This is a genomic window from Sphingobium sp. DEHP117, from assembly GCF_030867385.1.
GTDB lineage: Bacteria > Pseudomonadota > Alphaproteobacteria > Sphingomonadales > Sphingomonadaceae > Sphingobium.
This window is the reverse complement of the sequence record NZ_JAPFBJ010000001.1, coordinates 609,529-628,684: the sequence shown is the minus strand read 5'-3', so window position 1 is coordinate 628,684 and position 19,156 is coordinate 609,529. Positions and strand designations below refer to the sequence as shown.

Sequence of the window (19,156 nt, the reverse complement as noted above, 5' to 3'; positions counted from 1 at the left end):
GGATAGAAACCCCATGACGCTTCTCCGCCTCTTCCTGCTCCCCCTCATGGCTCTGGCCGCGCTTGCGAGCGCGCCTGCCCATGCGGAGCGCATCAAGGATCTGGGCACATTCCAGGGGGTGCGCCCCAACCAGCTGACGGGCTATGGCATCGTCGTCGGCCTCGCGGGTACGGGCGACGACAGCCTCGAATATTCGTCGCAGGGCATGAAGGGCGTGATCTCGCGCTTCGGCCTGACACTTCCGCCCGGCGTCAACCCTTCGCTCAAGAACGCGGCGGCTGTGATGGTCACGGCCGAGCTTCCCCCGTTCGCCAAGCCCGGCCAGCGGCTCGACATCACCGTCTCGGCGCTCGGCAAGGCCAAGTCGCTGCGCGGCGGCACGCTCGTCATGATGCCTTTACGCGGCGCGGACGGCCAGATTTACGCGATGGCGCAGGGCAACCTCGAAGTCGGCGGCTTGGGCGTTTCGGGGTCCGACGGCAGCCAGGTCTCGGTCAACATTCCGTCTGCCGGGCGCATTCCCGGCGGCGCGACGGTTGAACAGGCGGTGGCTACCGGGTTCGACACCGCGCCCAAGCTCGATTTCAATCTCGCCGAGGCAGACCTCACCACCGCCCTGCGCGTGGCCGATGCAATCAACCTCGCCTTCGGTGACAAGCGCGCCCGCGCGATGGACGCCGTGACGATCCAGATCGACGCGCAGCCGGGCGCGGAGGGCCGCATCATGATGATGGGACTCATAGAGAACATCGTCGTCAAGCCCGCTGATGCACCCGCCAAGGTGATCGTCAACGCGCGCACCGGCACCGTCGTCATCAACGGCGCTGTGCGGATCGCGCCTGCCGCCATCGCGCACGGCAAGCTGACGGTCAGCGTGCAGGAAGCACCGCGCATCGTGCAGCCCGCGCCCTTCTCCAAGGGCGAGACGGCGGTGGAGCCATCCAGCTCGATCAAGGTCGAGGAAGAGAAGCGCCCGGTAATAGATTTTAAAGGAGGCGCGAATCTTGCCGATATAGTGAAAGGGCTGAACGCAATCGGCGCTTCGCCTGCAGACATGGTCGCCATCCTCGAAGCCCTGAAGCAGGCGGGCGCGATGAAGGCGGAACTGGTGGTGATCTGATGGATATCGGCACGACGACAGGAATTGCCCTCAACGCCACGGCACAGCAGGCCGCGCCCGCGCGCGATCCGGCGCTGGTCAAGGCGGCGCAGGCGTTCGAGAGCATCTTCCTGCGCCAGATGATCGGTGCGATGCGCGCGTCGAGCATCAGCGAAGGCATTTTCGACAATCAGGCGACCGAGCAGTTTCGCGACATGGCGGATGCCAAGACGGCGGAGAACATGGCGCAAACCGGCAAGTTCGGCATTGCCGAGCTGCTGATCCGCCAGTTCGGAGCGCGCGTGAGCGACCCTGCCCTTACCGCCCGGCCGGAAATCGCCCTCGGCGCACCCGCGCCCGCAGCCCAGGATAGCGCGCCATGAGCTCAGCCGACCTTTTTTCCATCGGCTCCTCTGGCCTGCGCAGCATGCGCGCGCAGATGGGCGCGATCGCAGACAATATCGCCAACGCGAACACCCAGAACTACAACCGCCGCACTGTGCTGCTGCAGGAATCCTCCGTGGCGGCGTCGAGCGAACCGCTCTATGTGCCGCGCGCCAGCTTCGGCGGGTCGGAGATCGTCAGCGTCGACCGCGCCAATGATATCTATCTCGATGCCGCCGCGCGCCAGACCGGCACCGCATTGGGCTATGCCAATTCGCGCGTGCGCTGGCTTTCGGACATGGAAACCGCGCTGGGTGACGACGCGCTCGGCGTAGGCGGCACGCTCAACACCATGTATGGCGCGATCGACAAGCTCGCCGCCAGCCCCACCGATACCGCACTGCGCACCAACATGATCTACACGATGGACCAGGTTGTGAACGCCTTCCACCGTAGCTCGGACGGCCTGACCACGGTGATGCAGGGCACGTTCACCACCGCGCAAAACGACACCACGATCGTCAACGACAGCCTGACGGCGCTGACCCGCATCAATGAGGATTTGCTGCGCTCGCAACCCGGCACCGCCAACTACGCCCAGCTGATGGACAATCGCGACGCGGAACTCACCAAGATCACGCAACGCCTGAATGTCGGCATCAGCTTCGGCCCCAATGACGATGCGATCCTGACCTATAACGGCAGCACGATCCTGCAAGGCAACACGGCCAGCAGCTTCGATACGCTGCAAAACGCCAACGGCACCCTCACCTTCCGCCTCAACGGTGTGGCTACCGCTACTCCTGCGGACGGCCTGCTCGGCGGCGCATTCGCCAGCGCGACACTGGCGCGCCAGCGGCTGGACAGCCTCGATACGCTCGCCGTGCAATTCTCGACAGACATGAACGCCTGGCATGCACAGGGCCTCACCGATGCCAACGCGGCCGGCGGCGCGCTGTTTTCGGTGGGCACTACGGCAGCGAGCCTCGCCACCTCCATCGGCAACATCACCCAGATCGCTGCAAAGACGTCGGACGGCCGCCCGAACGGCAATCTGCTGAACATCGGCACCACGCGCGGCAACAGCAGTGTGGAAAAGGGCTGGACCGCGCTGATCGCCAGCCAGGCCTCCACCCTCAGCACGGCCCAGGCCGAGCAGGAAGCAGCAGAACTGCGCGATGAAACCGCCCGGTCTGCGCGAGAGCGCGTGAGCGGCGTCGACCTCGACCGCGAGGCGGCGGATCTATTGCGCACACAGCAGGCCTATCAGGCTGCCGCGAAGATAATTCAGGCCGCCAAGGAAATCGCGGACACCATTTTGCGGTTGTCCTGAGCATGAGAAGGGTTTGAACCATGGTAGCGATGACGACACAGGCGATGGCCGATGAAATCCGCCGCCAACAGCGCCTTTCGCAGGCCATTGCGGCCGATCAGGCTGCGGTGTCGAGCCACAAGAAAATCAATCGCCCGTCGGACGATCCTCAGGCCTGGGTGCAGATCTCGGACATAGGCCGGGCGCAGGCCCAAAATGGCGCATGGGCGGACAATATCTCGTACGCCGTCGGGCGGTCGGACAAGGCCGAGACCAACCTGCACGAAATGAACACCCAGTTCATCCGCGCGCGCGAACTTCTGGTCCGGGCTTCCACCTCCACGCTTGATGCCGCGGGCAAGGCGGCTGTGCTGGCGGAGCTCTCGGCGATCCGTACCAGCACCTACGATCTGCTCAACGAGAAAGACTATCAGGGCGTTGCTATCTTCGACGATACCACCCCCACAATGGTTCCGGTCTCGCGCGGGCTGACGCTTGAGGCGGTGGGCACGCGCCAGAGCGTCGAATCGGGTATCATGGTAAACAGCGTATCGCGCACGCTCGACGATATCCTGCTTGAGGCCTACAACGCCGTCAACGCTGGCACCCAGACCGCGCTCAACGCCGCGCTGACCTCCACCGACGCGGGGCTGAACCACGTCATCCTCCAGCAATCGGTTCAAGGCATTCGCAGCGACCGGCTGGACACCGCGAAGGGCCAGAATACGAGCATCCAGCTTGACCTCAAGGAGCGCCGTTCGGGGCTGGAAGACACGGATCTCACCGAAACGCTGGCCCGCATCAACGCGAATCTGCTGTCGCTGGAGGCGGCGCAGGCGGCCTTCGCGCGGATCAACCGCCAGACGCTGTTCGATCTGATCAGCTGAAGCACTCACCGGCTCATGATTTGAGGGCGCGGAGGCTCGAGAGCCACCCGCGCCCTTGCTGTATCGGCTGGTAAACGCCTGAGTAACCATCCCGCTAAACCATATCTGAAACGCGCCGTTCTATAGCATGTTACGCGTCGGTCGGCGCCGACAAGCAAAAGATCTGTTGCACGGGGTAAAGCATGTTCGCCATCATCGGCATCGTCGTTCTGCTCGCCATGGTATTCGGCGGGTTCATCTTTACCGGCGGCGACATCGGCCCGGTGCTGCACGCCCTGCCCCACGAAATGCTGATCATCGGCGGCGCTGCCGTCGGCGCGCTCATCATCGGCAACAGCGGCGCGGACCTCAAGGCACTGGGCGGCGGCCTCGCCAAGGTTTTCAAGGGACCGAAATACAAGAAGCAGGATTTTCTCGACTGCATCTTTCTCGTGTCAAAGCTGATGAAGATGCTGCGCGTGGAAGGCCCGGTGGCATTGGAGCCGCATATCGAGGATCCACACTCGTCGTCGGTGTTCAATGAATATCCCCGGCTGGCCAAGGATCACGGCCTCACCAACCTCATTTGCGATACGCTGCGCCTCGTCGTCGTGTCATCCGGCACGCTCGATCCGCATGCGGTCGAAGAAGTGATGGATAACGGCCTCAAGACGCATCATCACGAAGCCGTGCGCCCGGCCGACAATCTTCAGGGTCTGGCAGACGCGCTGCCGGCGCTGGGCATCGTCGCGGCGGTGTTGGGCGTGGTCAAGACCATGGGCTCGATTGACCAGCCGCCCGCCATCCTCGGCGCGATGATCGGTTCGGCGCTCGTCGGTACGTTTCTCGGCGTGTTGCTGGCCTACGGCCTCGTGGGTCCCTTCGCCAATCGCTGCCGCGCGGTGATCGAGGCGGATGCCGCCATCTATCATGTGGTGAAGCAGATCATCGTCGCCTCGCTCCACGGCCATCCGCAGCCGCTGGTGATCGAAGCCGCTCGCTCCAGCCTCACACACGCCAATCAGCCCGCCTTCGCCGAGGTGTTTGACGGGATGCGGGGCAAGTAAGCCATGGCTGGGGGCAACAAGCGCCAGGTGAACGAGCCGGAACCACGGCCGATCATCGTCAAGAAAATCATAGTCGACGGGCACGGCGGCCATCATGGCGGCGCGTGGAAGGTCGCCTATGCGGACTTCGTGACGGCGATGATGGCGTTTTTCCTGCTGATGTGGCTGCTCGGCGCCACCACCGAGCAACAGCGCAAGGGGCTGGCCGACTATTTCACGCCCACTCTCGTCGAAATGAAGGAAGGCAGCGCCGGATCGAACGGCCTGCTGGGCGGCGACAGCATGGAGGGCAAGGAAAACTACCCCACCAGCGGCGGCCAGGGCAGCCTTTCCATTACCATCCCCAGGGAAACGAGCGGGGCGGACAAGTCCAAGGATCGCGCGAAGGCGCGAGACAAGGACATGGCACAATTCCGCGCGGTCAAGGCAAAGTTGGAGGCCAAGCTGGCGAATGACCCGGCACTGCGCAAAATGCTCAAGAATGTGCGCTTCACCGAAACGCGCGAAGGGCTGCGCATTGACCTGATCGACGAAGCCGACTTCGCGATGTTCGGCATGGGCACGGATCGGCTGCTGCCGCAGGCGCGCGCGCTGGTCGCCGAGGTTGCCCAGGTGATCGCGGGCGTTCCCAACGACGTGATCGTGCGCGGCCACACCGATGGTCTGCCCTATTCCAGCGGGCGCAGCATGAACAACTGGATGCTCTCATCCTCCCGCGCGGAGGCGACCCGCAAGGCCTTTGCCGAGCGCGGCATCCCCAATGCACGCTTCGCGAAGATCGAGGGCGTGGCGGACCGTGAGCCTTATATCCCCGGCGATCTCTACGATCCGCGCAACCGGCGCATGTCCGTCATCCTCGCCTGGAGCGCGGGCGCCGACCTACCGGATCTGGACGACGCGGACGATACGTCATCGGACGACAGGGCGGTGATCGCGCAGGACGCCACTCCTGCCAAGCGGACGAACCCCGCTATAGCTCAATTTGATATGGGCAGCACCGCCTTGCCCACGGGCGCGACCATCATCAATGCGCCACCGGCAACTTCTGGCAAGCAGGGCCACAAAAAGGCCCACTAGGGGCTGTGGGGATTCAGGTCAGATGGAGCCGGGGCCGCAGGCGACCGCAGGGCAAAAGGGGGATTTTCGAGCATCGGAGCGCAGCGTACTCAAAGGTACGTGAGCACCGAAGCGCAGAAAATAGCGCTTTGCAGGCCTATATGGGCTGAATCCCCACAGCCCCTAGGCTGGTTTAACTCGCGCACCTGGCCTTGGTCAAAGCAGCAAGCGCGCGGTCGCCTTCTACCTTGGGGATGAACCGGCTCCACCCCAGATGATAGACGGAGCCATCCTCGGCGCGATTCACATAATCGGCGCTGACGCGGCCATCGGGGCGCAGGAAAAACATGCGGGCATTTGTCACATCCTCGATCAGCGCATAGCCGCCGGGCAGCGCCGTATAGAGGCCCGCCGTCGTCGTGCGAATGTTGTTCGCCTTCATCGCGTCCTCGTGAATGTTGGTCACGCTGTCGTCGGCGAAGTCATACACCTTGATGCTGGAATGGCCGTCGACGAAATACACCTTACCCCGGTCCTGCCCCTCATTGTCGTAGATGCTGATGCGGTGGTCATCGAGAATGTCCACGTCATGCTGAGACATCCACGGCCCACGCTTCAGCCAGACGATCTGCCCGGTCGACGGGCGATAGAGCAGGATCGTCGAAATGTTGCGAAGACTGAGGAAAACGTCGCCCTTCTTCCAGTATGGCCCGTCGCTCAACACCGGCTCGATGTCGTTGAGATGGGTAGGGTCGTCGTTGTACATCTCGGTGGCGAACAGCCAGTTGGTATAGCCGTGGCGCATCAGCATCTGCGGAACCGAATGGGTATAGAGCACCTTGCCTTGCGGAGAGACCTTGGAGATCACGTCCTCGCGGAAGCTGTCCTTGATCCTCGGGATACTGTGCTTCTCCGCCAGCGAGGGTATCCAGAGATTGCCGTCGGCATCAGGCTCCGTCGAGTGGTGGAATATCTGCGAATCGATCACCCACTTCGGGTTGCCGCACGCATCCACCCGCTCCAGCGGCGAGTAATGATCCTTGACGATCAGATCGCCGTTTTCCGCCATCCACGGGTGGATCTGGCGGAAATGCGTTTGGTTCCAGTTCTGACTGTCCGAAAAACGCGAGATGTGGTGCACATCGCGCAGCAAGGTATCGGCGTCGAGCACCCAGCGGTGCCGGGTCCGCATATCCGGCAACGATACCAGCTCGATCGCATGTCGCCGCGCCGTGCCGTCATAGCGGCTGAGCAGCAGATAGCCCGATGGACCTGTGGGGCGCCCCTGCGGGAAGCTCCACCCCGTCGGCTTGGCCGCAACAAGGCGGTCAGGCTGAGCCAACAGCACGGTATCCTTGCCCACCAGCCTTAGAAACGTGTCCGGAACCTCGGCAATATTGCGGGCGATGGCGGAAGCGGTGGGATGATGGGCCGGGTCACGCCCGGAATCGAGGACGAGATAGCCAAAGCCAATGCAAAAGACCGCACCGAGCAACATCAGCGCGAGCACCAGCCACCTCTCAACCTTGGAGAAGAGGAATTTTTCCATCAATGCGACCCTGAACAACTATTGCGGACGGTCTAGCCAATTCCTTTGCCCAAGGCATCCCCGCTAACCAAATTAATGCATGCTAATCAGCAAATTCAGCCCAGGTCGGCGCGTGATCGCTCGCCTTTTCGCGTCCGCGATACTCCTTGTCGACCTGCGCATCGGTCAGGCGGTCGGCAGCACTGGGCGAAAGCAGCAGATGATCGATGCGAAAACCCGCATTGCGCGGCCAGGCGGCGGCCTGATAATCCCAATAGGTCCACACGCCGCCTCCGGGGTGGCGCGCGGCCAGCGCATCGGTCCAGCCATCGCCGGTCAGCGCGCGAAACGCGGCCCGGCTCTCGGGCTGCATCAACGCATCGTCGGCCATTGCCGACACGGAGAATACATCGCGATCATAGGGGATCACATTATAATCCCCCGCAAGCACCGCCGGCACCTCTTCAGCCCAAATCTCCGCCGCGCGGGCCCGCAGGCGCTTCATCCAACGCAACTTATAATCGAATTTCGGGCCGGGAACCGGGTTGCCGTTGGGGAGATAGATCGATGCCACGCGCATACCCATCACATCCGCCTCGAGATAGCGGCTATGTTCGTCCTCTGCTTCGCCCTCAAGCCCGCGCCGTACCTCCACCGGAACAGTGCCGCGCGCGAGGACCGCAACCCCGTTGAAGCCCTTCTGCCCGTGCCAGATCGCGCCATAGCCCGCCGCCTCGATGTCCTTCACCGGAAAGGTGTCGTCCGAGGTCTTGATCTCCTGCAGGCACGCAACATCCGGCTGGGTCTCCTCCAGCCATTCGATCAGCCGTGGCAGGCGGGCCTTGATGCCGTTGATGTTGAACGTGGCGATGCGCACAGGGCGGAAGCTGCAAGCGCTATACGGAGAAGCTGGAGCCGCAGCCGCAACCTGCGACGGCGTTGGGATTCGTCACCTTGAACGCGGCCCCGCCCAGATCCTCGACATAATCGACCGCTGCGCCGCGCACCAGATCAAGGCTTACCGGATCTACGACCAGCGTCACGCCATCCGTCTCGACCGCGCAATCCTCGGCGTCGACCGTATCCGCAAGCCCGAAGCGATACTGAAAGCCGGAGCATCCTCCCCCCTCCACCGCAAGGCGCAAAATCGCCGGCTTGGCTTGCTTGTCGGCGATGAAGGCGACGCGCTTGGCCGCAGAGGGTGTAAGGACAATGTCGGTCATGCCATCAAGATAGGGCACGGCAGGGATCGGGGCAAGTGCGGCAGGCGCAATGGCGGCGCCCATCTGTCCCTGCGCCGTTACTTGACCGCCTTTTCGTCACGCGGCGTTGGACCGCCCAACGCGACATTGTTGCGACGACGGCTGTTGACCGCCATGGCGCGCTCGGATCCGGTCACGAACGGCAGCGGGTTGATCGCCTCGCCGGCAACGCGGATTTCATAATGCAGGTGGCTGCCGGTAGAGCGGCCGGTGGACCCCATCAGGCCGATCAGCTGGCCGCGGCGCACGCGCTCATTGGGCTGCACCAGCAGCTTGGAGAGGTGGCCATAGCGCGTCTGGGTGTCGTTGCCATGCGCGATCTCGACGAGATTGCCGTAGCCGTTCATCCATTCGGAGCGGTTCACGATGCCGTCTGCCGTCGCATAGACCGGCGTGCCCACCGGGCCGGGAATGTCGATGCCCTTGTGCATGCGCGCATGGCCCGTGAACGGATCGGAACGTACGCCATAGTTACTGGTGAGCGCCAGATCATCGACCGGGCGGCCGACCGGCACATAGACGGTGGAGCGCGGCGTCACGACACCGGCATTGTCCATTTGCTTCCAGCTGGAAAAGAGGTTGGCGAAGGTTGCGTCTCCGCTCTGGGAGGCGGCGGAAAGATCATCGCTATAGGGATCGTCGTCGGCGTCGGTAAGAGTGCTGGCGTGGGCGGGCATGGCGGCGGTGCAGATGCCGAAGGCCAGCAGAGCCATCGTCCCTTTCACCCATCGCGTCACGCGGTCAAATTGGGTCGCCTTCGTCACGACACTCTTCAAAAATGATTCAGACATGCGACCCTATACCCGCCAAGCTTGGTGCCTGACGCCTTGTTTTAAAATGTGCAGCGGTTCTTGATCCGCCCCCGGAACCATGTCTGCCAGACAAGAGTTAATAGGCAAGCAGTATGTAATAATCTCGCGTTAAACCGGCCTGTCGACGCGCTGAGTCGTTGAATGGGGGTTTGAGCGCACCCCGAAAATGGCGGTTTACAAGCATTTGGTAATGATTGGGGGCATCAAGGCCCAATCGCTTCGTCGACCAGTTGAACCACCTCGTCCCCGCCGCCACATGACGAATCTCATCCGTCATGATTCGCGTTAACGCGCGCGCGGAAGTGGCATCGCCAGCGTCGGCGAACCGCTTTACCGTGGCCGGCGTGATATCGAGCGCGCGGGCTTCGAGCACCATGGGCACCACCGCAAGTCGCGCGAGCGCATCATGCGCCGTCTCTTCCGCTGCCTCCCAAAGCCCGTCATGCGCGGGCAGCGCGCCATAATGGCTACCCATCTGCCGCAGCCTCCTGTCCAGCAACGCGAAGTGCATCGCCTCCTCCGCGCCGACACGAAGCCAGTCGTCTACAAACTCCGGCGGGAAGCCTCCGCCAAACCGCCCGACGAGGTCGAACGCCAGGTCGATCGCAACGAACTCGATATGGGCGAGCGCATGGAGCATGGCGATGCGGGAGCGCTCGGACCCCATCTTGCCGCGCTTGGGCATGCGGTTGGGCGGCAAGAGTTCTGGCACGGCGGGTCGAGCCGGGCGCGTCGGCATGTCCACGTCAAAACGATGCGCGAGCCTGCCGAGCCGCCAGTCCCGTGCTACCGCCCGCGCCCGCATCAGCTTGGCGAAAGGTTGAGCGGCCAACAGTACGTCACGACATGCCTCGCCGACGGAACGAGGCGGATTAGTCTCAGCCAAGCGCCTTCACCGCCTGCAACACCTCTTCGGCATGGCCCTTCACCTTCACGGCGGGCCAGACGCGCAGGATCACCCCATCCGTGCCGACGAGAAAGGTCGCGCGGGCAATACCCATATAGCTGCGACCATACATGGATTTCTCGATCCAGGTGCCGAATGCCTCGCACACCCCGCCCGCTTCGTCCGACGCCAACGTAACGCCAAGGCCGTATTTGTCGCGGAATTTGGCGAGCTTGGCTGGCTTGTCCTTCGATATACCCACGACAGGCACGCCTTGGGCCGCAAACTCGCCTGCCAGAGCCGTGAAATCCTTGGCCTCGTTGGTGCAGCCGGGCGTGTCGGCCTTGGGATAAAAATATACGACGACCGGCTTGCCCCGGAACTGTGAAAGTGACAGCGGGGCGCCATCGGCATCGAGCAGAGCCACGTCGGGCAGCACATCTCCGGCTTGCAGCATCGTCAGTCCTCCTTGTCTGATGGTCCGGCGGCGGATACAATCGCACCCCAGCTTGCCGCCACGCCTTGCCGCGCATTGTCCAGCCTTGCAAGCAGATCGTCCCAGCTTCGCGCGCCACAGCGCCGGGCCACCAGTGCCCGGGCAGCTTCCGGCGGCTCGGTGGACGCGGGCGAAACAAGGCGCGAAACGATGAGATAGCGCGTGAGCAGATCATGCGCGTCGGCCAGCGCCGAAGGGAGCAGATCTTCCGCAATCAGCGCGCGCACCGAGGCGCCCAGATCAGGCAGCAGCCCGGCACCAAAGCGCAGCTGCGTCACCTGCACCAGAAATTCGAGGTCGACCAGGCCGCCATCCGCCAGCTTGACGTCCAGCGGCCCGGCGGCGGGCTTGTGCTTCGCCATGTCGCGGCGCATTTTTACCGCGTCGCGGATCAATGCCCCCTCGTCCCGCTTGCTGGCCAGCACCCCGTGGATCACATCGGTCAACGCAGCACCGGCCGCCTCGGATCCGAAGATCGTTCGCGCCCGCGTCAGCGCCAGATGCTCCCACACCCAGGCGTTTTCGCGCTGATAGCGGGCGAAGCTGTCGACACTCGCCGCGAGCAACCCTTGCGTGCCGAAAGGGCGCAACCGTGTGTCAATCTCATATAACGGGCCGGAGGCAGTCGGCACGCTGAGCGCATTGCCGATACGCTGGGCGAGGCGGTTGAAATATTGCGTCGCACCGAGCGGCCTTGGCCCATCAGACTCGGCTGAAAAATCACCGGTAAACAGATAGATGAGATCAAGGTCGGACGCGTAGGTGAGCACGCCTCCGCCCAGCCGCCCCAATGCTACGATCACCAGCTCCCCGCCCGGTACACGCCCGTGCGCGCGCTCGAATTCCTCGACCGTGGCCCGCGCCAGCACCCGCACCGCAGCCTCGGCCAGCCTACCATAGCCCGCGCCAATCTCCAGCACCGAACCCTTGCCGCAGATCACCTGCACACCCAGTGCGAAGCGGCGCTCGCTCACCTTCTGGCGCACATTGTCGAGCAGCATCTGATAATCGTCGCCCGCCTCCAGCCTGCCCAGCAACGCCTCCAGCGCCGGGCGGTCCGGCAACGGTTCCAGCGCCGATGCGCCGATCAACCCATCGAGCAGGTCGACACGATAAGACAGCGCCTCGGCCAGCGGCGGCGCATAGCTCAGCACCTCGACCAACAGGCGCACGATCGGTTTGTTGGCCGCGAGCAGCTTGAAAAAGTTGATGGCGGTCGGCAGCCGCTCGACCAGTTGCTCGAACCGGGTGATCGCAAGCACCGGGTCCGGCGCCTTTGCAAAACCGCGCAACAGGTCGGGGAGCAGCTTTTCCAGGGCCTCCATCGCTGCCGCACTGCGCAGCGCCCGCGCGGAGCCGTTGCGCCAGCGCGTCACCCGCTCCGCCACGGAGGCAACATCGGCAAAACCCAGTGCGCGGATCTGCTCGGGGAGCAGGCGCTCGTCATGCGACAGGCGTTCCTCCGCCTGAAACGGGTTGAGCCGGTCGTAGTTGGTGCCCACCCATTGGATATGCGGGCGCAACAGCGCGAGCAGGTCTTCCCCCTCGTCCAGGCCGTGCAGGCGCGCCACATTGTCGAGCGCCTCGGCCTTCGCGGGGATTTCATGTGTCTGTCGATCGTCCACCATCTGCAAGCGATGCTCGATCGTGCGCAGCAGCGCATAGGCGTCATCGAGCCGGGCAGCGACGTCGGGCTCGATGACGCGCCCCTCCGCCAGCAGCCTCACCGCCTGACGCGTCGCGCCGACTCGGAGCGCAGGCTGGCGGCCACCGTGGATCAGCTGATGCACCTGCGCGAAAAATTCAACTTCGCGGATGCCCCCACGCCCGCGCTTGAGGTCATATCCGGGGCCGAACGCCTGCCCGCTGGCATAATGGTCGCGGATGCGGCGGCTGATGTCGAGAATGGCGTCTATCGCCCCGAAATCGAGCGAGCGCCGCCAGATAAACGGGCGGATCGCCTGGAGGAAATAATCACCCAACGCCCTGTCACCGGCGCACACCCGAGCGCGAATGAACGCCGCCTGCTCCCACCCCAGCGCCATGCTCTCGTAATAGCTGATCGCCGCCTCCACCGGCAGGGCGATCGGCGTGGCCTCTGGCGAAGGACGCAGACGCAGATCGACCCGGAACACATAGCCATCGCCATCGCGCGCGGAGAGCAGCTCCACCATGCGCTTGGCCAGCCGCACCGCCGCCTCCACCGGCTCTTCGCGGGCACGGCACGGCAGGGTGGCGGGGTCAAACAGCAGGATAGGATCGATGTCGGAGCTGTAGTTCAGTTCCCGGCTGCCATGCTTGCCGAGCGCGATCACGGCAAAGCCGCGTTGCTCCTCATCGGGATAGCGCTCTGCAAAGGCTGCGGCGAGCGCCGCTTCGACAGCGGAGTCGGCAAAATCCGACAGGGTTTGCGTAACCCGTTCAAGGTCCCATGCGCCCGCAAGATCCGCGATACCCGTGACCAGCGCCACTGCGCCGCGCCGCCAGCGCAGGGCTTGGGCAGGGCCGGCCGCATCCCCCCCCATCGCCAGCGCCGCCTGAAGCGCGTCATCCGCCTGGCCGCGCTCCAGCAACGCCGCGACTTGCGGGTGCCGCCGCATCATCTGCATGAGGAAGGGTGAATGATCCTGCGCGCGATTCAGCGCTGCCACCCAGCCGGTGTTGCCTCTTTGCAATGAGGGGGTGGACATAGAGACTGTATCCCACGGTTTATCGATTCCGGGGGGAACCATGCCGCAGGACCTGCGTCTTTCCTAGCATGAATGACCACACGCGCCTTAGAGATTTGAAAATGGAAAGAGATCGGCGGCAGGATATGCCCGCTCAACGGGAAGCGATTGGCAGGGCGCTGGTCTCTGCTTATCCCGCTGGAAAATATGGTGAAGTGCCAAAGGATATGCAGGCACTGCTGATGCGGCTGGATCAAGACGCCTCGGATTGCTTCAGTTAAGCGTCCCGCCGCTTAAGCGATCCACATCCGCCATGATTTCCGCGAGCGGCCCGGCGCCATCCCGGTCGCGCGGCCCGCCCGCGCGCGGCGGAAGCGCACCTGACTCAAGGATCTGCTCCAGGGCTGCGCGCGCACGCGCAACCCGGCTCTTGATCGTGCCGACAGCGACCGCGCAGATTTCCGCTGCTTCTTCATAGGCAAAGCCACCCGCTCCCACGAGTATGAGCGCCTCGCGCTGGCTCTCGGGCAGTTGCAGCAGCGCGCGTTGCATATCAGCAAGTTCCAGCTGCTTGTCCTGCCCCGCAGGCGCAGCAAGCAGGCGGTCCGCCGCCAGGTCGTCCCATTCCCCCGTGAAGCGCGCACGGCGCTTTTGCGACAGGAAATGGTTGCGCAGGATAATGAATGTCCAGGCGCGCATGTTGGTGCCCGCCTGAAAGCGACCGCGCGCGGCCCATGCCTTCATCAGCGTTTCCTGCACCAGATCGTCCGCCACGTCGCGCGAGCCGGAAAGCGACCGGCCGAACGCACGCAGGTGGGGTATCACGGCCGCCAGCTCCTGCTTGAAAGCATCATCACTCAGCGCAACGGCCATTTCCTCTCGTTGGCCCGTCTCGTCCGTCATACCATTCCTTCGCGAGCCTGCACTGCCCCGCCTTGAGGGTTAAAGATGGGCCGCCGCTCGTTGGAGACAAGACCCAAGCAGATCATTGATCACGCAGGACTTGTCGCTTCGTCGAAAAACAGCGCCTGCGCGATCGCAGCTTTAACGGTCTGTCGCTGGAATGGTTTCGTGATGAGGAATGTCGGCTCCGGACGCTCGCCCGTGAGCAGGCGCTCGGGAAACGCGGTGATGAAGATAACCGGCACCGAAAACTCGGCCAAAATGTCCTTCACAGCGTCGATACCGCTGGAGTCATCCGCGAGCTGAATATCTGCCAGCACCAATCCCGGGCGGGTGGACAGCGCCATCTGCACGGCCTCGTCGCGCGTCACGGCGATGCCGGTTACGTCATGGCCCATGTCGCGCACGATCGTCTCGATATCCATCGCGATGATCGGCTCGTCCTCGATGACGAGTACGGAAGCACGCGTCTGGCGGTCGATCTCGCTCATGGCTTCGTTGACAAGCGCCTCCACCTCCTGGCCGCTGATCCCCATCAACTGCCCTGCCTCGGCATGGCTGAAACCTTCCATAGCGGTGAGCAACAGCGCCTGGCGGGGCAGCGGTGTCATCCGCGCCAGCCGCGCGCGCGCAAGCGCCTGCCGCTCGCTTTCGTCTCCGCCGCCGAAATCGTTAGTCTCAAGATCAGACGACGCCCAGATCTTGTTGAACATCTGATAGAGGCCGAGCCTGACGTCGATGTCCTTGGGAAACTCGTCCGGCGCTTCTACGATGACCTCCAGCGTCGCACGCACATAGGCATCTCCCCGCATCTGACTCCCCGTCAGCGCACGAGCATAGCGGCGAAGAAACGGGAGATGGGGATAAAGCTGTTGGCCCAAAGACATAGTGAATACACTCCCTTCTCGCTCTGGCGGCGTCGACAATTTTTGCAAGCCCCAAAAACCATGGAACCAACCAACCGCAAAATAGTTTCCTTGCGGTCGTCTTAATTGTTCAAGGCGGCAATCTTGGCGGCACGCCTACAATAGCCTATGGACCATAGCCGTTGTGAACGGACAGTGAATTATGTTTCGTCATCATTGGGGCAAAAGGGATGAAGGGATGACCAATAACGAGCCGGATCGGGCCGAGGGGGAGGCCGTGGACCCAGCCGTTCAGCCTGGTAAGACCGCTAGAGACAGGATCGATGGTTCTCCCCTGGCCCCGATTGCAGATGAAAATGCCACCTTGGGCAATGCCCTACGCTCAATCTACCAGAAAACGGTGGAAGAGAGCGTACCCGATGAAATGCTTGATCTGCTCAAACGCCTGAGTTGACGGTCTGTGTGGGACCATAGCAGCGTGTTGATGTCCCTGCTGTTCGCGCTCGCCGCAGTGGTTGCGGCCATGGTGAGCTGGTACCTCGCCCGCCGGTTGCTCGTACGTCCACTGGTCATTCTGCGTCGCGAATTAGCGACATATCGCCCGGGAAAGATCCTCAATCCGCCTGCTGCTGCAACCAGCGCCGCGCAGGAAATAGCGGAGTTGAGCGAGGCGTTCCATGCCCTCACTCGCGATGTTGCGCGGCATGAGGACGAAATGCAGCGCGCACTCGCGGATCAGACGCGCCTCACGCGTGAGGTTCACCATCGGGTCAAAAACAACCTTCAGATTATTTCGAGCCTGATCAGCCTCCACTGGCGCGCAACAGACGATCCCGGCAAAGCCGCTGCTTATCTTTCGATCCAGCGGCGTGTCGACGCGCTCGCTGTGGTCCAGCGCAACCATTATGCAGAGCTGGAGCACCAGAACGGTGTGCGCGCCCGTGTCGTGCTCAACGAAATCGTCGCCAGCCTGCGGACCTCGGCCCAGATCCAGGGAGACGGCGAACTCGACTTCAGCGTAGAGGCCGATGATATCCTGCTGCACCACGATGTTGCGGCCCCGGTGGCATTCATGACTGCCGAGCTCGCCGACCTCGCTATTTCCCAAGGAGCAACAGGAACACTGTATGTAAGTCTCAAACTTCTGGAAGATGACAGGAGCAAGGCCTGCCTGACCCTGCAATTGCCGCCTCAGCAGGAGTCCAGCGCCGCCTCGCAGCGCGGTGCGGAGTTGTGCGGCCGGGTGCTTGGTGGCCTCGCCCGTCAGCTGCGTACGCCGCTGGACCATGATGGGGAGGCCGGGCGCTACAGCCTTGTCATTCCGGTGGCGGGATAGGCCGCCCCCTTATCCGCCGCGCGCGCTGTACCTGTTGCGAAAGTCGGCAGCGAAGGAGGCAAAGCGCCCTTCAGATATCGCGCCACGGATCTGCGCCATCAACGACTGATAGAAATATATGTTGTGCTGCGTCATCAGCATCGCGCCCAATATCTCCTTGGCCTTGATGAGGTGATGCAGATAGGCGCGGCCGTGGTGCTGGCACACCGGGCACGTACAGGCGGGGTCGAGGGGCGCGTCGTCCTCCGCATGGCGGGCGTTGCGGATATTCACCGGCCCGTCCCAGGTGAAGGCTTGTCCATTGCGGCCCGAACGCGTCGGCAGCACGCAATCGAACATGTCGATCCCGCGCTCGACCGCGCCCACGATATCATCCGGCTTGCCCACCCCCATCAGATAGCGAGGCTTGTCGACCGGCAGCATGTCAGGCGCGAAGTCCAGCGTGGCGAACATCGCCTCCTGCCCCTCCCCTACCGCGAGGCCGCCCACCGCATAGCCATCGAAGCCGATGTCGATCAATCTCTGCGCGGATATAGCCCGCAAGTCCCGATCCAAAGCCCCCTGCTGAATACCGAAAAGGGCCGAACGGCGCGCATGCTCCTCGCCGATATCGAACCCCGCGCGGGATCGGGCCGCCCAGCGCATGGACCGCTCCATCGAGAACGCCGCTTCATCATAGGTCGCGCCGTTCTTCGTGCATTCGTCGAACGCCATCACAATGTCTGAACCCAAAAGCCGCTGGATCTCCATCGATCGCTCCGGGCTGAGCATATGGCGTGACCCGTCGATATGGCTGGCGAAAGCGACCCCCTCCTCGCTCATCTTCGTGAGCGCCGAGAGGCTCATCACCTGATAGCCGCCGCTGTCGGTCAGGATCGGGCGCTGCCACCCCATGAAGCGGTGCAGCCCGCCCAGCCGCGCTACCCGCTCCGCGCCGGGTCGCAACATCAGATGATAGGTGTTGCCCAGGATGATGTCCGCACCGGCCGCGCGAACTTCCTCGGCACGCATCGCCTTTACGGTGGCCGCAGTCCCCACCGGCATGAAGGCGGGCGTTTGGATGTCGCCGCGCATCATGTGGATAACGCCGGTGCGCGCTTTGCCTTCGGTTGCATGAACGCTGAACTGGAAACGGGGCGGTTGGTCACTCATGCCACGCGCATTAGGACCTAGCCAACGGCCTGTCAGCAAAGATTATGTCAGGCGATATGCCCCGGAAGGAAATGCAGCAGGCCGGATGCGGGACCGAAATTGTCCACGCGGCGATATCGCCCGATGAACTGCGCACAGTCGGCGGAGAGGCGCAACGGCCAACCCACCCCTTCCGTCGTATGGAGGATCAGGGTCATCCGGGTCTTGTCACGTTGCCTGCGAATCATGAGAGCAGACTAAGGGCATATGGTTAGTAAAAAGTTCCTCACGCTCACCGCAGCAACGGTGTAGCCCTGTTGCAAATTTACCATGATTATTAACAGACTACGGATTTTATTGTTGTTTTTTAGCAACGGGAGCCGAGTTATTTGGTTAACGAGACACGATTCTTCGAGTCTCGTCGTTGCGCGGTCACCTTTCCCATGTTCCGGTCCCCCCAACAGGGACGCTATGCCAAAAATGGGGGAATGATGGACGAGATCAGCATCGGCACACGGGGCCTTGCCGTTATCGAGGATATCCCCACCCGTGCGGAGCAGTCAGCGACGATGGCTGGGCATCGCTCCAAGATCGTGCATGCGGAGCCTCCCTCGCCCGCCGCACTCGAAACAGACTTCGATCTTCCGGGGCAGTCTAAGCTGTTCGATCTCGGCCAGATCGACGTGCAGTGGGAGCCGGAATTCGGCACGCTGTGGGCGTTCATCACGCCGCTGGACCGGCCCAATTACAATATCGGCCTGCTGCGAGACACGATGGCATGGCAGATGGAAGCGAAGAAAGTCTTCGCGGCCAACCCGGATGAACTGCGCTACATGGTGCTGGGCTCGCGCTTCCCCGGCGTCTTCAATCTCGGCGGCGATCTGGAGATGTTCGCCCGCTGCATCGAAAATCAGGATCGCGAAACGCTGAGGCAATATAGCCACCTGTGCGTCGATATCGTCGATCGCGTCTGGCACTGCAACGACATGCCGGTGATCAATATCGGGCTGGCGCAGGGTGACGCGCTCGGCGGCGGCTTCGAGGCATTGATGTGCTTCGATGTCATCATCGCCGAACGGCAGGCCCGCTTTGGCCTGCCCGAAGTGCTGTTCGGCCTCTTCCCCGGCATGGGCGCATATTCGATACTCGCGCGCAGGTTGGGCCATGCGGTGGCGGAGCGGATGATCCTTTCCGGCAGGGTGTATACCGCAGAGGAAATGCACGAGATGGGCGTGATCACGGTCGTCGCGGATCCGGGCAAGGGCGAAGAGGTGGCGCGCGAATATATCGCCACCAATCGGGAGCGTCATGCCGGGCAACTGGGCGTCTATCGCGCCGGGCGGCGGGTCATGCCGCTGGAACTGGCGGAGCTGCGCGATATCGTGGACGGCTGGGTCGATACGGCGATGAAGCTGACCGAGCGCGACATAAGGATGATGCGCAGGCTGGCGGCAGCGCAGACACGGTTGCACCGGCGCTAGAC

General features: G+C 63.0%; 21 protein-coding genes. 10 read left to right on the top strand and 11 right to left on the bottom strand.

Going from position 1 to position 19,156, the window contains the following annotated elements; all coding sequences use genetic code 11:
• The first annotated feature begins 13 nt into the window (after positions 1–13).
• The 6 genes from OOT33_RS03110 (at position 14) to OOT33_RS03085 (ending at position 5,805) form a co-directional block, all read left to right on the top strand.
• On the top strand, positions 14–1,120 hold the full coding sequence (locus tag OOT33_RS03110; protein ID WP_307748542.1) for a flagellar basal body P-ring protein FlgI: 1,107 nt from the start codon (positions 14–16) through the stop codon (positions 1,118–1,120).
• The gene (locus tag OOT33_RS03105) at positions 1,120–1,482 is read left to right on the top strand and encodes a rod-binding protein (RefSeq protein WP_307748541.1); all 363 of its coding nucleotides are present in this window, start codon (positions 1,120–1,122) and stop codon (positions 1,480–1,482) included. Before OOT33_RS03110 ends, OOT33_RS03105 begins: the two co-directional genes overlap by 1 nt.
• The gene (gene flgK / locus OOT33_RS03100; RefSeq protein WP_307748540.1) at positions 1,479–2,816 is read left to right on the top strand and encodes a flagellar hook-associated protein FlgK; all 1,338 of its coding nucleotides are present in this window, start codon (positions 1,479–1,481) and stop codon (positions 2,814–2,816) included. The genes OOT33_RS03105 and flgK overlap by 4 nt, the downstream gene beginning before the upstream one ends.
• A 20-nt stretch (positions 2,817–2,836) precedes the next feature.
• Complete coding sequence (locus tag OOT33_RS03095; protein ID WP_307748539.1) at positions 2,837–3,682, top strand: flagellin; 846 nt, start codon at positions 2,837–2,839, stop codon at positions 3,680–3,682.
• Positions 3,683–3,864: 182 nt separating this feature from the next.
• Positions 3,865–4,728 carry a flagellar motor stator protein MotA gene (gene motA / locus OOT33_RS03090; RefSeq protein WP_307748538.1) on the top strand — a complete coding sequence of 288 codons (864 nt, stop codon included), beginning with the start codon at positions 3,865–3,867 and terminating at the stop codon, positions 4,726–4,728.
• 3 nt (positions 4,729–4,731) lie between these two features.
• On the top strand, positions 4,732–5,805 hold the full coding sequence (locus OOT33_RS03085) for a flagellar motor protein MotB (RefSeq protein ID WP_307748537.1): 1,074 nt from the start codon (positions 4,732–4,734) through the stop codon (positions 5,803–5,805).
• 172 nt (positions 5,806–5,977) lie between these two features.
• Here the strand turns inward: OOT33_RS03085 and OOT33_RS03080 are convergent, their stop codons facing one another.
• From OOT33_RS03080 to OOT33_RS03050, 7 genes are all read right to left on the bottom strand, one after another.
• A complete protein-coding gene (locus OOT33_RS03080) occupies positions 5,978–7,333 on the bottom strand; it encodes an arylsulfotransferase family protein (RefSeq protein WP_307748535.1) in 1,356 nt (451 codons plus the stop codon).
• A gap of 82 nt (positions 7,334–7,415) precedes the next feature.
• Complete coding sequence (gene xth / locus OOT33_RS03075; protein WP_307748534.1) at positions 7,416–8,189, bottom strand: exodeoxyribonuclease III; 774 nt, start codon at positions 8,187–8,189, stop codon at positions 7,416–7,418.
• Between the two features lie 19 nt (positions 8,190–8,208).
• On the bottom strand, positions 8,209–8,535 hold the full coding sequence (gene erpA / locus OOT33_RS03070) for an iron-sulfur cluster insertion protein ErpA (protein ID WP_307749277.1): 327 nt from the start codon (positions 8,533–8,535) through the stop codon (positions 8,209–8,211).
• A 77-nt stretch (positions 8,536–8,612) separates the two neighbouring features.
• The gene (locus OOT33_RS03065; protein WP_373690518.1) at positions 8,613–9,287 is read right to left on the bottom strand and encodes a M23 family metallopeptidase; all 675 of its coding nucleotides are present in this window, start codon (positions 9,285–9,287) and stop codon (positions 8,613–8,615) included.
• A 175-nt stretch (positions 9,288–9,462) separates the two neighbouring features.
• Positions 9,463–10,272, bottom strand: a complete 810-nt coding sequence (locus OOT33_RS03060; RefSeq protein WP_307748532.1) for a DUF455 family protein — start codon at positions 10,270–10,272, stop codon at positions 9,463–9,465.
• Entirely contained in the window at positions 10,265–10,729 is a 465-nt protein-coding gene (gene bcp / locus OOT33_RS03055) for a thioredoxin-dependent thiol peroxidase (RefSeq protein WP_307748531.1), read from the bottom strand. The genes OOT33_RS03060 and bcp overlap by 8 nt, the downstream gene beginning before the upstream one ends.
• A 2-nt stretch (positions 10,730–10,731) precedes the next feature.
• On the bottom strand, positions 10,732–13,458 hold the full coding sequence (locus OOT33_RS03050; protein WP_373690486.1) for a bifunctional [glutamine synthetase] adenylyltransferase/[glutamine synthetase]-adenylyl-L-tyrosine phosphorylase: 2,727 nt from the start codon (positions 13,456–13,458) through the stop codon (positions 10,732–10,734).
• Positions 13,459–13,526: 68 nt separating this feature from the next.
• Between OOT33_RS03050 and OOT33_RS03045 the strand changes: the two genes are divergently transcribed.
• On the top strand, positions 13,527–13,718 hold the full coding sequence (locus tag OOT33_RS03045) for a hypothetical protein (RefSeq protein ID WP_307748529.1): 192 nt from the start codon (positions 13,527–13,529) through the stop codon (positions 13,716–13,718).
• Here the strand turns inward: OOT33_RS03045 and OOT33_RS03040 are convergent.
• Both OOT33_RS03040 and OOT33_RS03035 read right to left on the bottom strand, forming a co-directional pair.
• Positions 13,711–14,340: a sigma-70 family RNA polymerase sigma factor gene (locus OOT33_RS03040; RefSeq protein ID WP_307748528.1), complete on the bottom strand. Its 630-nt coding sequence runs from the start codon at positions 14,338–14,340 to the stop codon at positions 13,711–13,713. The genes OOT33_RS03045 and OOT33_RS03040 overlap by 8 nt on opposite strands.
• Before the next feature lie 89 nt (positions 14,341–14,429).
• Positions 14,430–15,227, bottom strand: a complete 798-nt coding sequence (locus OOT33_RS03035) for a response regulator (protein WP_307748527.1) — start codon at positions 15,225–15,227, stop codon at positions 14,430–14,432.
• Positions 15,228–15,444: 217 nt separating this feature from the next.
• Here OOT33_RS03035 and OOT33_RS03030 point away from each other — a divergent pair, with 217 nt between their 5' ends.
• Both OOT33_RS03030 and OOT33_RS03025 read left to right on the top strand, forming a co-directional pair.
• Positions 15,445–15,660 carry a NepR family anti-sigma factor gene (locus tag OOT33_RS03030; RefSeq protein WP_307748525.1) on the top strand — a complete coding sequence of 72 codons (216 nt, stop codon included), beginning with the start codon at positions 15,445–15,447 and terminating at the stop codon, positions 15,658–15,660.
• Between the two features lie 30 nt (positions 15,661–15,690).
• Positions 15,691–16,542 carry a histidine kinase dimerization/phosphoacceptor domain -containing protein gene (locus OOT33_RS03025; RefSeq protein ID WP_307748524.1) on the top strand — a complete coding sequence of 284 codons (852 nt, stop codon included), beginning with the start codon at positions 15,691–15,693 and terminating at the stop codon, positions 16,540–16,542.
• Between the two features lie 9 nt (positions 16,543–16,551).
• On the opposite strand, the gene tgt is transcribed toward OOT33_RS03025, so the two are convergent.
• A complete protein-coding gene (gene tgt / locus OOT33_RS03020) occupies positions 16,552–17,694 on the bottom strand; it encodes a tRNA guanosine(34) transglycosylase Tgt (protein WP_307748523.1) in 1,143 nt (380 codons plus the stop codon).
• Positions 17,695–17,741: 47 nt separating this feature from the next.
• Positions 17,742–17,891, bottom strand: a complete 150-nt coding sequence (locus OOT33_RS03015) for a hypothetical protein (RefSeq protein WP_307748522.1) — start codon at positions 17,889–17,891, stop codon at positions 17,742–17,744.
• 273 nt (positions 17,892–18,164) lie between these two features.
• On the opposite strand from OOT33_RS03015, the gene OOT33_RS03010 reads away from it, so the two are divergent.
• Entirely contained in the window at positions 18,165–19,154 is a 990-nt protein-coding gene (locus tag OOT33_RS03010) for a crotonase/enoyl-CoA hydratase family protein (protein WP_307748521.1), read from the top strand.
• The last annotated feature ends 2 nt before the right edge of the window (positions 19,155–19,156 follow it).